This is a genomic window from Paenibacillus sp. FSL R5-0908 (assembly GCF_038006245.1).
GTDB classification, from domain to species: Bacteria; Bacillota; Bacilli; order Paenibacillales; family Paenibacillaceae; genus Paenibacillus_AQ; species Paenibacillus_AQ odorifer.
Window position 1 is genome coordinate 5,468,128 of sequence record NZ_JBBOUV010000001.1, and the last position, 14,071, is coordinate 5,482,198.

Annotated in this window: 9 protein-coding genes; all 9 read right to left on the bottom strand. The window is 46.1% G+C overall.

What is annotated here, in order from left to right; genetic code table 11:
• Positions 1-12: 12 nt before the first annotated feature.
• Complete coding sequence (locus tag MKZ09_RS24940) at positions 13-1,611, bottom strand: response regulator transcription factor (RefSeq protein ID WP_076208421.1); 1,599 nt, start codon at positions 1,609-1,611, stop codon at positions 13-15.
• Entirely contained in the window at positions 1,586-3,385 is a 1,800-nt protein-coding gene (locus MKZ09_RS24945) for a cache domain-containing sensor histidine kinase (protein WP_076208420.1), read from the bottom strand. The genes MKZ09_RS24940 and MKZ09_RS24945 overlap by 26 nt, the downstream gene beginning before the upstream one ends.
• 104 nt (positions 3,386-3,489) lie before the next feature.
• Positions 3,490-4,854 (bottom strand): ABC transporter substrate-binding protein, encoded by a 1,365-nt coding sequence (locus tag MKZ09_RS24950; protein WP_076134609.1) that lies wholly within the window; start codon positions 4,852-4,854, stop codon positions 3,490-3,492.
• Between the two features lie 140 nt (positions 4,855-4,994).
• Entirely contained in the window at positions 4,995-5,777 is a 783-nt protein-coding gene (locus tag MKZ09_RS24955; RefSeq protein ID WP_052097522.1) for a carbohydrate ABC transporter permease, read from the bottom strand.
• Between the two features lie 63 nt (positions 5,778-5,840).
• The gene (locus tag MKZ09_RS24960) at positions 5,841-6,746 is read right to left on the bottom strand and encodes a carbohydrate ABC transporter permease (protein WP_036683142.1); all 906 of its coding nucleotides are present in this window, start codon (positions 6,744-6,746) and stop codon (positions 5,841-5,843) included.
• Positions 6,747-6,937: 191 nt separating this feature from the next.
• Positions 6,938-8,320, bottom strand: coding sequence for an MATE family efflux transporter (locus MKZ09_RS24965; protein WP_076208419.1), 1,383 nt, complete (start codon positions 8,318-8,320; stop codon positions 6,938-6,940).
• Between the two features lie 18 nt (positions 8,321-8,338).
• The gene (locus tag MKZ09_RS24970) at positions 8,339-8,770 is read right to left on the bottom strand and encodes a MarR family winged helix-turn-helix transcriptional regulator (RefSeq protein ID WP_038572665.1); all 432 of its coding nucleotides are present in this window, start codon (positions 8,768-8,770) and stop codon (positions 8,339-8,341) included.
• 156 nt (positions 8,771-8,926) lie between these two features.
• Complete coding sequence (locus MKZ09_RS24975; protein WP_076208418.1) at positions 8,927-11,857, bottom strand: insulinase family protein; 2,931 nt, start codon at positions 11,855-11,857, stop codon at positions 8,927-8,929.
• Positions 11,858-11,928: 71 nt separating this feature from the next.
• The gene (locus MKZ09_RS24980; protein WP_076208417.1) at positions 11,929-14,070 is read right to left on the bottom strand and encodes an S-layer homology domain-containing protein; all 2,142 of its coding nucleotides are present in this window, start codon (positions 14,068-14,070) and stop codon (positions 11,929-11,931) included.
• Position 14,071 lies beyond the last annotated feature (1 nt).

Genomic DNA, 14,071 nt, shown 5'->3' on the forward strand with positions numbered 1-14,071 from the left:
TCCTGTCCACACTCAATGCCAAGCCGCATATTCACTAGGCCTCATGCCCATTTCCCGTTTAAACAGCTTGATGAAATAACTTTTGTTGGCATATCCCAGATACTCGGAGATCTCTTCCACTGTCTTTTCAGATTGGTTAAGCAGCTCCTTTGCCTTCTGAAGCTTTAGCATATTTACATATTCAATGAAGTTCTGGTTTGTTTCCCGTTTGAATAAGCGGCTGAAATAACTGGCATTTAAGTTAAGGCGGCCTGCCATGTCCTCCAGTGTTATTTTCTCTGTCACATGACTAATCACGAACTGCTGGGCTTTGATGACCTCACTCCGTTTAGACTTGATGGAGAACATACTTATTTTCCGCGCTAATTCCTCTAAGTACTGCACCAGCCATTGTTCCAAATGCTCCAGAGTTTCAATGTCACCAACCACGCTAAATAGCTTTTCTTCGGTTATAGGCAATGGAGATTGCAGAAGCTGTTTCGTCTTCATCTGCAAGTCCATCAGCAAGCGAAGCACACATTCCTTGACTTCATTCGGATGGAATTTTTGCGAGGCCACCCATTCTCTCCATTCCTTTACATGAACGCGAAGCTCCGTGTTCCTGTTCAAGGCAATATCATCATTGATAACAGCGTATAAGGTTCCATATTCAGCATAAATATCTTCTCCGGAAAAGCAGACTTCTTCAAAACGGTGGATTCCCGCCGCAGGGAGATAAAAGCGCTGTATTTTCTCCCTCAGCATCCGCTGCAATGTTCCGCGAATTTCCTCAGGACTGCGCGCCTCAGCGCCAAATAAGCAAGAGACAGAGAGTTTAAGATATTTCTGAACCGCAGAGGCTGCATTTTGAATGGAGTGATAGATTGCCTGGTGATCTTTGGAAGGCTGGTCGCTGCAAAAGAGAATGACAATCTCCTTATGGCTGTATCTCGAAATAAACAGACTGTGATCAGCCTCAAGCACTTCCTGCATAATATTCTCAACCGCAAAAGAAATCGTATATTCACTCATCCGGCGCACCCTTGAAGCTTCCTCTGGACGGTCAATTACAATAACCAGCGGAATATAGTTTTTGGCATGGATCATAATTCCGTTTGAGCGGGCCTGCTCGATCCAAGCCCCCTTGTCCCAGGATTGATACAAGGTATCTTTTAGAAACTTTTCCTTCAGCGCGGCGCGATTTTGAGACTGCTTTTGCTTATAAACCAGCATCTCCGTATGCTGCTGCCTATTCAGTCCCACTTCCGCCACAAGGGTTCTAATCGCTTGCTGTAACTGCTCAATATCCAGTGATTCTTTTAAAATATATTCTCCTACGTTTAATTTCAGCGCTTGCTGGGCGTATTTGAATTCGTTGTGGCAGGAGAGAATAATCGCACGGATTCCGGGCTGCACAGCTCTGAATAGCTCCAGCATCTCCAGCCCGTTCATCTTGGGCATGCCAATATCGGTAATGATAAGATCTGGTGGACTCTGCTGTGCTTTTTCCCAAGCCTCGAGACCGCTATAATAACATCCGATGAGTTCAATACCGAGCTCACTCCAAGGTACGGCCTGCGACAAATAACGGATAACCGGATAGTCATCATCCACCAATATTGCCGTCAGCATTCTCCACACCCACCTTTCCGTAATCCAGAGGAAACTCCAGACAAATCTCTGTGCCCACATCAGGTTCACTTTGAATATTCAGCTTAAAAGAAGCGCCATAAATCATACTGAGGCGTTGGGCCACATTGCGTAAACCTATGCCGGAGAACCCTTTTCTGTCCTCCTCTGTAATTTGTTCGCTGCTGTATGCGGTTTCACGAAGTCTTGTTAAAGTTTCGGGTAACATCCCGATCCCATTATCCTTAATGGTGATAACCAAGCTTCCTGTAGTTGCAACAATACGAGCTTCAATAAAAATCTCGCCACCAAACTGCTCGAAGCCATGGATGATGGCATTCTCGATCATGGGCTGAATCATAAATCGAGGCACCAGTGCTTCAGCGCTCCCGTCCGCTAAATTCATTTCCAGCCTGACCTGATTGGCATGGCGGAAATTCATTAAAGTGACGTAATGCGATATCGTATCTGTCTCCTCACGAAGCGGGATAAACTCATTGTCCCTGTTAAAGGTCATACGGAGCAAAGACGACAGCGAACCAATCAACTCAGCATTCTCCCGATCGCCTTGCATCAGAATATTTAAGCGAATCGAATTCAGCAGATTAAACATAAAATGTGGATTGATCTGCGCTTGCAGCATCTCTAGTTCGGCTTTTCTTTTTCCCGTCTGTTCATAAGTGATTTGTTCAATCATAGACTCGATCCGATCCAGCATCTGGTCAATGGTGCGGGCGAGCTGTGCTGCCTCATTATTCCCTCGAATGAACGAACGTTCATCTAACTGACCACGACCAATTCGCTTTACAAAAGCGCTTAATTTTACGATAGGCTGAGTCAGCTTTGAGATTAGAACGGTTAAGAGAACGGAAAACAAGGTAAAGAAAAGAATCTGCACCGCCAGACTGATAAATAAAATCTGCTTATTTTTTGACAAGGCTGCCTTCAGCGGGATAATGCTGACCATCCGCCATTTGTTGCTACTCAGCTCCTGATCAACATATAAAAACTTCTCTTCGTCGATTTCCACAGTGTCAAGCTCGTCATCCTTTTTCAACCACGTCATCGTCTCTCCGATTCGGCCCTTATCAGCATGGGAAACTACAGTTCCCTTGTCATCCAAAAGCATCATCTCTTTATCATTATCGTTATTTAGATAAGGACGGAGCTTACGCTCATTGATATTAATAATTAAATATCCGATGGTACTGCTGGAGGTCGATTGAATCGGCCTCGCAATGGTTACCCAATCAGCTGAGCCTTTATCAGAATAATTGTAGTACGTATCGTGCTCCGCTCTCCAATAAGTCGAGATGGGTTGAATTTGTTTCAGCAACGATGTCCAATTCTTGTTGTAGAAATTTTTCGGGTTAAAGTCACTGTAAGGATAACTGGTATAAATAAAACCATTTTTTCCGATTAACGTCACCTTCAAATATTCTGTTAAAACAAACATATCATCCAGCATCCGTGACATACGGTTATACTGAATGATCTGCTTTGGTGCACGGAGCGACTCTGAATCGGCAGACATCATCTGCCTGATCTCGCTGTTCTGGAGCACAAAGTTGGACTGTTCCAGTGTCTGTTCAAATATGGCATTCATATTGGCGCTGGCTGCATTTAAAGATTCTCTTGCGCTACCAACCGCTTTCTCCAGGATGAGATCCCGGGTCAAATAATCTGTAACCATGTAAATGCAGACAAGCGGGATCAGCACGCAGATCAGCGATGACCAGACAAGTTTCTTACGGAGGGATTGATGCTTTCTAAACACGGATTACAGGCCCCACATCTGTTTGAATTTGGAGCAGGAGGCAGAAATGCTTTCCTGCCCCCACATTATAAGCCCCCTTTGAAAAGCGTACAATCAGTCTCCGCTTACTTTCCGCTATTGTTCTGAACAACTTCCGTTATTTTTTTATCGATATTGGCAACTGTGACATCCAGATCCTGTTGGCCAAGGAGATACATCTCCGCTTCTGGAATAACGTTGTTCTTAGCTTCATCCGCATATTTAGCCGGAACCTGCGTTGCACCAGGTGTCGAGTTCTCCATCGTATATTTCAGAGAATCTACATCAATCTTAGAGGAATCCTTAGAACCACTGACAATTGTATCCACTAATTTGTTCGTATCTGATTTGGCCCAGCCAGAGAAAACGCGTCCACCGATTTCCAGTCCTTCTGAGGTATACCAGCGCACAAAGGTATAAGCAGCCTCCTTATGCTTGGATTTAGCGGCTATTCCCATGTAGGTCGGCTGTACGGGTGAGTAGTGTTTGCTCTCACTGTCAAGACGGGGGATCGGCGCAAACGCGGTAACAAAGGTTGCCGGAATGGCATCCGTTCCACCCGATTCCGCAACCATCCAGTCGCCCATCGGAAGCATCGCTGCTAAACCGTTAAAATACTGATTCCGGTAGGCTAGTTTTTGCGAAATAATATCCTCATAAGGAGTGGCACTCTTATCTTCGTACATCATTTTCTTCATCATCTGCAGATTAGCCTTAAATTGCGGGTCAAGTGCATTGGAGGTTCCATCAGCTTTTAGAAAAGTATTATCCGTAGACTTGCTCATCAGCTGAAGCTGGAAATAATCCGGCCAATTATGCAGATACGCGCCAAAACGTTTCGTTGCGCCCTCACCCTTGGTCAATTTCTTGGCATACTCTTCGAAATCCGCCCATGTCCAATCGGTCGGAACCGGAAGTCCCGCCTCATCTAACATTTCTTTGTTAAGGAGCACGAACCAGCGCTGCATGGAAGACGGTAACGCATAGATTTTGCCATTGACCGTAGTGTCCACCAGATATTCATCTGCGAGCTTATAACCTTCCTTCTGAATATAGTCATCCATCGGTTCCAACAAACCGATATCTGCACGTTGTGAATAGTTGGTATAAGGCAGTTCGACAATATCCAGCGGATCGCTTGCAGCCGCCATCAAATCCAGCTTCTGCATAGAGGCAACCGAATCACCTTTTTCATTCAGCAAATCTACTTCCACATGAATATCGGGATGCGTCTTCTCAAACTCTGCGATAATCGTGCTCCATTTCGCTTTGGCTTCTGTCTGCCAGGTGCTCAGCTTTAGGGTAACCTTCTCTGCTGCAGGCTTTGAATTTCCACCAGCATCGGGTGCATTAGTCGCTTCTGCATTATTGGTTTTCGCATTTCCGCCGCAAGCGGCCAATGATAACGCCATCGATGTGATGATGAATGCAGATAATAATTTCTTTTTCATTTAGACCCTCCTATAAATGTGTTGGGCATCACTCGCTTAATAACCAGTGACTATGTAACTGCTTACAAGAACATCCTAACATGCAGGATTGACGAGGAAAGTTCTCATATTCTACCGAAGAGAAACTATTTTGACTTTTATTATCCTTTCACACCTCCGAGGGCAATTCCCTCAATAACCTGCTTCTGCCCGAGAGCAAAAATGATCAGCAACGGCAGAATTGCAGATACCGCACCAGCCATCATGAGTGAATAGACATCCCCGTATTGATCCCCGAACAACCGGATCCCCAGCTGAATCGTGAACAGCTCCTTGGACTTCAAAAAAATGAGTGGATATTGATAGTCGTTCCAGGTCCAAATAAAGCGCAAAATAGCATAAGTAGCTACAGCGGGACGGATCAGCGGAAAGGCAATCTGTAGAAAAGAGCGAAAATGCCCTGCTCCATCCATCCGCGCCGATTCAAGATACTCGTTGTTTACCCCCATAAAAAATTGCTTGAGCATAAACGCTCCAATAATACTAAAGCTGTTAATCAGGATCAATCCCAAATGTGTGTCAATTAAATTCAGCCAGTTAAACAGTAGAAACTGTGGAACCAACGAAGCCTGCGGAGGAACCATATAAAGTGCCAATACAACTATAAACATCGCATCCCTGCCCGGAAAACGCAGCTTGGAGAACCCATAAGCAGCAAGTGCGCATATCAGCACATTAATTATAGTCGTAGCCAGCGTAATATAAATGGAATTTCCATAATAGCGAGCGAAGTCACCCGACCATACCTGTTTATAATTTTCAATGAGGTTCCACTGCTGTGGCAACCATTGAATCGGAAAGTTAAACACATCTTTCTCCAGCTTAAAGGAAGTGGATAACATCCATAGGAACGGTAAAAGAAATGCGATACCTAGCAGTCCCATGGCGATGGTCCAGAAGGTTCTGGATAGAAGCTCTTTTTTCACTGTAATTTCTCCTTTCCGCCTTTAATAGTTGACCCATTTTTTTTGCGCCAACATCTGCAAGGCTGTAATAATCAGGCAAATAAGGAACAAAACGAGTGCCATGCTAGAGGCGTAACCTGTCTTCAGCTGATTGAAGGCTGTATCATATAACTCGTAGACGATAACGGTCGTGGAGTTAGCCGGTCCCCCCTGGGTCAGCACTTGTATCAGATCAAAGATTTTAAATGAACCGATAACCCCTGTTACCAGCAGGAAAAAGGTAGTGGGCGAAATGCAGGGAACCGTGATGTTGCGGAATTTGCGCCAGACGTTGGCACCATCGATATCAGCCGCTTCATAAAGATCCTTTGGAATACTCTGTAAACCTGCGATAAAAATAATAATGTTGTAACCGAGCTGAATCCAGACTTGAATCAGCATCAGCGACGGCAGAGCATAATGGATATCCGCTAACCATTTGGGTGGGTTGTTCCACCCCAGTGACATCAGGAATTGATTGACGGGTCCCAGCGAAGGGTGAAACATAACCTGCCAAACCATAGCGATGGCTACTACACTGGAGATATAAGGAAGGAAATAAATCACTTTAAACAAATCCTTCAGAAAAACCTGTTTATCAATCAGGATAGCCAGCAGCAGGGCAACGATGATCGTAACTGGTACTGTGATAATAAAGAGCAAATTGTTCAACAAGCTTTTCATAAAAGCATCATCATGAAACAGCCTGATGAAATTATCCACGCCCGCGAACTTAATGCCCCCTAACCCAGCCACAAAGTTCCAGTCCGTGAAGCTTAACAGCAGTGAACCCAGCACCGGGATCAACGTCAAGATGATCAACCCAAGCATAAGCGGTGCAACGAATAGATATCCCGCCATCGCTTCGCGTGTGTCCATGTTAAGATGAAACCTTTTTTTGCGTATCATAGTTCTCCTCCTTTACTTATCCATAATTGTAGAAAAAGTAAGCAGTCATCATAAGAACTAGAATTGTTCATTTTGGAACGAATTTTACCGATCCAGCAGTTTTATATTCCTTTTGCACAACGCAAAAAAAGCGCGAGCTAAGCTCCCGCAGCAAACAAAATCCATATTGAGTTTTACATAAAGCAATCGCGTTATACCGGCGTAACCTCTACAGCGCCTTTTCCATCCCCGCCTGCACTATTCAGTTTTTTCCGAAAAATCATAAACAAAACCACACCCATCACACTCGTTATTACCTCAGTCACAGTCATCGACCAAATCACACCGTGCAGGCCAAAAAAAGAATGTAATACGATAATCATCGGTATAAATAATACACCTTGGCTTATCGCCATAATAGTGGTGGGTGTGCCTTGCCCCGTTGCTTGAAAAATGCTCATAAATAATCCGGTAAATCCATTAAATAAAGCCGAAATCAGCATAGCTGCCAAAATATAAGTTCCCATGCTTAACACAGAAGGATCGCCTGAGAACCAATGAAGAATCGTTCCTCTAAACACATATACTAGACTCACAAAAACAACTGCAATGCTGCCTATATATGCAAAAGCGTATTTGATGCTGGATTTAAGTCTCTCCGTATTTTTACTAGCAAAGTTAAAAGCAAATAGCGGAATCAATCCCAAAAATAAACCCATCGATAAAAATTCTGGAATCTGCACAATTCTTAAAGCCACACCAAATCCGGCGACCACACTCTCCCCATATTGAATGGAATAGTTATTTAACAAAAGCGTGCTGACAATTAAAAAACTGGCTTGCAATAGCTCCGCTGTACCTATTTTATAAACCTCAAGCTGATCTCGTACAGATATCTTGAAATGCTTCAAAAATCCTCTTAAATGCTCACTTTTCGTTTCCAAAAAGTAAATATAATAAATGGCAGAGCCCAAATTTGCTAAAACCATAGCCAAAGCAGCTCCGGCAACATGCCAATTCAGCACGAGAATAAATAAAGGATCAAAAATCAAACTTAAAGCCGTACTGATAAAAATACCATACATTGATTCCTTCGAGGCCCCTTCCGAACGGACCAGTTGTTCCAAAGCAAAATTAAGCACAACAGCAAATCCGCCTGCAAAAAGAGTGAGCGCATAAGACTTCGTAAAGTCTAAGGTAGCAGCATCTGCACCAAGCATTCGCGTGATCGGATTAATAGCTAACCAAGCGATGAGCGCGATAAGAAGCCCCACTACAATACTCCCGTAAAAAGTATATCCGGCAACCTTTTTCCCTTTTTCCGTCTCTTTTTGCCCCGCCAAGCGGGTTATAAATGTTCCTCCGCCTACCCCCAATACATTTCCAAAAGCCATTAAAACGGTGAAAATAGGCAGGCCCAGCGTGATTGCGGTCAGCATACTTGTATTGTGCAATAAGCCGATGAAGTAAGCATTGATTACATTATAAATAGTACCCACAGACATCCCAATCATCATGGGAATCGATAAATGAGCGATCGCTTTTTTCATAGGCGCCGACTCTAAATAATATTGATTTGAGAACTCATTTGTCATAAGTGAACCTCCAAACGTTTATAAACTTGAACTAACTTTTTGAAGTAAAGACTTTAGGGTTGCAGTTTCTTCCGGACTAAGCGCCTTAGTAATGCTTGCTTCTACCTCAGAGAAAATCTCATTGAACTCTTCCACTAAAAGAGCACCTTTTTCCAATACAAAAATACTCTTTTGACGTTCATCATTTTCAGGAGTGACACGCTGGATATACCCTTTCTTCTCCAACCCCTGAAGCATACTGGTGATGCTCGCCCCCTTCCTGTTAAAGACCTCCGCTAAATCCTTCTGAATAACCCCTTCTGCTTGATTCTCAAAAATATAGCCGATCATGCGGCCTTGTTGTGAGTTCAGACCTAACTCATTTAACCTGGTGTCAGCTGTACCTTTTATTTTCATCCCAATCTCTCGTATTAAATTAGAAAATGGTGTGTCTACAACGGGTTTGTTCATTGTGATTTCCTCCTCTTGCGGATTAGTTAGAACTCTAAGTAACATCATTATCATAATAGTTAGAACTCTAACTGTCAAGGTTCTAACTAAATACAAAAAAACTCCTCTCCAGCACTTGTCGGCAGACAGGTACTGAAGAGGAGTTTATAGAGAGAATTACATTACTAGTTCTTCTAGGTTTCCGAATAAGACTTTTTTCGCTTTCAACTTGGAGGCATTGCCGACAACTGTGAAATAATTTTGTTCCGTCACAGCCTTAAGCAAATAGGCATACTGTCTGATGTCTTCCGGTGTGGTCGACAAGATTTCATCCCGTTCCTGCTGCAGCTCGGCCCCGGTTACCTGCTCAAAATAATGCCGGTCCGCCCGCCGTCCCTGAGCGCTTGGGCTCAGCGGCTGGTCCAGCATGGACAGGGTACCGATAATTGCTTTGGTCATCTCGTCGGCATCCGCTTCATATCCTTCGGTGAATCGGTACGCCTGATCATAAACCTCCAGCGTCTCCTGCAAATTGGGATCACGGTAGGAAGTGAACATCAATATCCCATCTCTGCGCAGCATCAGGCTTCCGCCATAAGCTCCGCCCTTCACGCGCACGGCATTCCACAGATAGGTGAGGCTCATGATTTTTTTGAGCACCTGCATTTTGCCGGAATACGTAAATCCTAGCTTGTTGAAGTCGTAGCCTTTAACCACATATTGCACCTGGCTGGAAGACATAAAGCCTTCATTATCCGCATGCCCCTGCGCCGTAATCTTAGGTTTATTCACCACTGGCCGATCCTGAATATCCAGCTTCGCTACATTAGCGGCGAATTCTTCATACAAATCAGGGGTACCCGTCACGCTGATGATTAAATTCTGTTTATTGAATAAAACCGTGCAGATATCCTTCAGCGTGTCTGCCACCTCAGCTCCCTGCTGATCGATCTTCTCGGCAAGCTCACGGATAAAGCGGTAATAGGCCACGCCACCCTGTTGTTCCTGATACGCTCCCATGTCCGAAAAATAAGACATCAGGCGGCTGGCCGCAATTTCATTGCCTTTTTGGTTCAGAACCGATTCCATCTGCGAAGCTTCCCGGCGCACGATTTCCTGTAGCTTCGTCAGGTTATCGAGCGCGCTGGTATAGAGCAGCTCGCGCAGCAGATCCAGCGATTCGCCAATATGCCCCGCCATCACCTTAACCTGCGCAGTGAATTTAGGCTGATAACTGGCTCCAGTATCTTTTGCAGCGCCAAAGATCTCGTTTTTGAAATGAATGCCTCCGGTTTTGATCCCAATTTCACTAGTGAGCTCTTCAATGCTGTAAGAAGCTGTCTCCATTTGGCCCAATACCTCTGCCAGCAGCACAAGATAAGGAATTTGCTCAGGAGCCACAACACTCGTATCCCAATAAAACTTGCAGTACGCAATCTTTTGAGTAGATACGTTATGGTGGATCAGCTTTAGACCCTCAAGGTTATATTCATGGGATGGCACCTGAGGTTCAGCACTGCGGTTAATATCCTGTAGAGATAAACTTGGCAGCTTCTGCAAATCCTCGGCTGCATCTGCACGGCCTTGCCGCGCCAGAAGATGCTGTGTACTCTGCACAAGCTGCTCCAGCTGGTCTGGTTGCTGCGATGATTTGTATTCACTTAATTGACGCTGGGTGCTCGCTTCCTTGTCGGCTGCAATCGTCTTGGACGGGTTCAGCACCACCAGACTGCAATGATCACTATTCAGTAAGTAGACCTCAATCAGCTTCTCAAAATAACGATCCGTTATTTTTTCCCGAATGGTAGTGAATACCTCTTCATAAAGCATAGGAGTAGACGGCTGACCGTCATAGAGCCAGGACTTCATCACTTCGATATTGTAAGTAAGTCCCTTTGGATATCGGCTAAAGTCCGCTTCCCGCAGTTCAAATTCCTTGCTGTTGACCGCCGCCAGCACCAGCTTCTCATCCAGCCCGTTCTTAACCAAGCTGCTTAATGTGGTCTTCACCAGCTCCACGAAGGCATCTTTGGCGGAGGCGTTCGAATGTGTCAGGGTAATGCCAAGCAGCGGCTGAACCATACTGTCGGAATAAAAAGCAAAGGCATCTTTACCTAGACCGCTTTCCAGCAGGGCTTGCTTAAGCGGAGCTGCATTGCTGTCCATCAGCATGCTTTTCAAAATATCAAAAGCCAGATTCAGTTCCCGATCCGTAGAGGTTCCAATTACATAGTTCAGACTCAAATAAGTTTTGTCGTCGGCCGTTTCTGCTTCCAGAATCGGATAATCCGCTACCAGCTCCGTCATTCCGGTAGGCTGTTGTAGGGGAATGGAGGTATCAAAGCTGTTTTTTTCATAACGGCTAAGGTATTCCTGGTCTATAAATTGCAGCTTTTCTTCAATAGAGACGTCTCCGTACAGATAAAAATAACTGTTGGACGGATGATAATAATTGCTGTGCGCCTTAAGGAATTGCTCATACGTAAGCGCAGGAATCTCCTGCGGATCTCCACCTGAAGAATGGCGGTAAATCGTGTCTGGATACAACGACTTTTTGATCCTGTCCATCAGTACCGTAAACGGCGAGGAATAGGAACCCTTCATCTCGTTGTAAACCACGCCTTTATAGATCAGCTCGTCTTCTGTTTGCTGAAGCTCGTAATGCCAGCCCTCTTGCTCAAAAATCTCCTTTTGCTTATAAATATTCGGCTGAAATACACTATCCAGGTAGACCTCCATCAGATTGGAGAAATCCTGCTCATTCCGGCTCGCCACCGGATACATCGTCTTATCCCCGAACGTAAATGCGTTCAGGAATGTCTGCATCGAACCCTTTAGCAATTCTACAAAAGGTTCCTTCACCGGATATTTCTCCGAACCACATAATACAGAATGCTCCAAAATATGAAAGACCCCTGTACTATCTTCAGGCGGGGTCCTGAAGCTCACGCTGAATACCTTGTTGTCATCCTGATTCTGCACGAAAAGCAGCCTGGCGCCGCTCTTCAGATGTTCCATCGTGAATACGGCGGAATCGATCTCCCGGATAAATTCCTCATTAACGACCTGAAATCCATAATATATGTTGCCTGTGATCAAGCGGCTCATAGATTTGCCTCCTCTGCACTGGATGTGATAACTCTATCTGAAGCTTATCATATCCCTGGACGTTTATTCCATTAATAGAAGGCTTCCGGGATTAATTTCTGCAGTCTGACTAAAATTGCCGCTGCCTGCTCACGCACCAGAATCTGCTTTGGATCGAAACGGCCCCCGCTGCCGGTCATTACTTCATGTTCATTCACGGCCTGAATCGCCTGGCGGCTCGCCTCTGACAAACTGGAAGTATCGGCAAACTTCACACGGTCCGGGCTACCGTACGTAGACAACCGGACAGCTTTGGTTACCATAACCGCCGCTTCTTCCCGCGTAATACCGCGGTCCGGTTCGAACTTGCCGGCTGAAGAGCTGATAATGCCCAGCTCCTCAGCCTTGGCGATGGTACCGCTGTACCATTTGTCCGCCGGAACATCCTTAAAGCTAGAAGTGGCTTTGGCATCGGGGAACTCATGCAATAGCCGCAGCAGCAGGGTCAGAAATTCAGCCCGGGTCAGCTTCTGCTTAGGAGCCAGCACATTTCCGCTGGCACTCACGCCCTGAATATATCCGCTGCTGAGCGCTGTTGCGATATCCAAACGTGCCCAAGCTGCGACTTTATTGGCATCCGTAAAGCTGGCCAATTCCGGGGAAGAGACATGTAGCGCAAACGTCCGTTTGGAAAGTGCTGGAGCGGCAGCTTTACGGTATTTGGTGACTTGCACAGGATAGACACCGGGCTTCATCCCGGCAAAAGACACCTTTCCCGTGCTGTCAGCCACTACGCTTTTTCCTTGAAGTGTAACTGTAGCGCCGAAAGCCGGAAGACCGCCCAGTTGACCGTTTGACTTGGTGATATGGAGGGAAAACGGCATATTGGCGCTTGCGTATCCACCCATTTCCTGGCCGTTTTTATCTTTCCATTTCACTTCCATCCGGTCAAGCAGTTCTGTATCGTCCGCGTAGTAAACGAGCAGCTGATCCCCATTGCCTATCGTCAGTCTGTACGGGCTATTCTCAGGATACATCCATGCACTGCCCCCGCTGAATACAGCAATCTTCCATTCTCCGCGTCCATTGTATCGCCCGTTCTGAATCCCTTCTATAGCTGTGAAGGCCGGTTTAGCTGCATCCGCATTCAGCTTATACGCCAGACCCTTCGCCTGTAAAAAAGCTGCCGCTGCCTTCACAGCATCTCCGCCAACAATATGCCCCCCGGCAAGGGTGCCACCGGGACCTTCGACCTGAATCGTTGCCCGGTCAAGTCCAGCATGATGTAGTCCGCTATACAGCATGCCAGTCTGCTTGGACAGCAGCTTATAGGAAGTCAAGGCAAGGTAGGCTTGCACAGTAGCGGGACTATCGTTTCCGCCGCCTGCTGTCTGCGCAAAGCCGCCACCCGGAAGCTTCCGCGCCAGCAAATGGTCCAGCAGCGAGGCTCCGCCTTCCTTGGTGAAATCTGCTGCATCGACTCCCTGCGAGGATAAAGCAACAATCACCTGCGCTGTCGTCGCAGTTTTACCATCGAATCCTCCGTCTAGCTGCTGCTTGCTCTTAAGCCACTGCAAAGCCTTCTCAATCGGCTGCGCAGTTTGTTCTGAACTCACTTCCGACGCAAGTGCCGTTAGTACCCAGGCAGTAGCTACCAGGTCTCCTTGCTTCTGCCCGGCCAGCGGCCAGCTGCCATCCGCTAGCTGCATATCAAGGAGCTGATAAAACAGCAAATCGGGGTAACGGTTTGTCCGCTCCAATGAATTTGAAATGGAGTTCTTCGAGGTAATATAGGCGGCTGCTACCGCTGCTGCCCCTTCCGAATCAATTCCGGTATGATTCATCAGGAATGGATAAAGATCAATCCCAGCGATGTTGTTGATGTTGCCCCCCGCAGCACTGTACGCCAGCGCTGTTCGAGTTAGCTCTGCCACCTTGGTGAACTTGCCCCGCTGTTCCAGAATCTTATCGGCAGTCTGCTCCAGATATCCCTTGGGCAGACTGCGCCCATTCTTGAAGAAACCTACGGCTGCTTCGTCCGGGAATGGCTGTATCGTCAGCAGCACATTCTGTGCCCCTTCCAAGGCACTCTGCATCTCCGCTGTGAATACCGCGGTTGTCTTTTGTGCCGGAGACGGCTCCGCCATTACCCTGCCACTCAGCAATACAAGCAAAATACATAAGGCCGTAAGTGTAACCTTCCTTATAGTCCGGTTTATGGGTGTAGCTCTCATA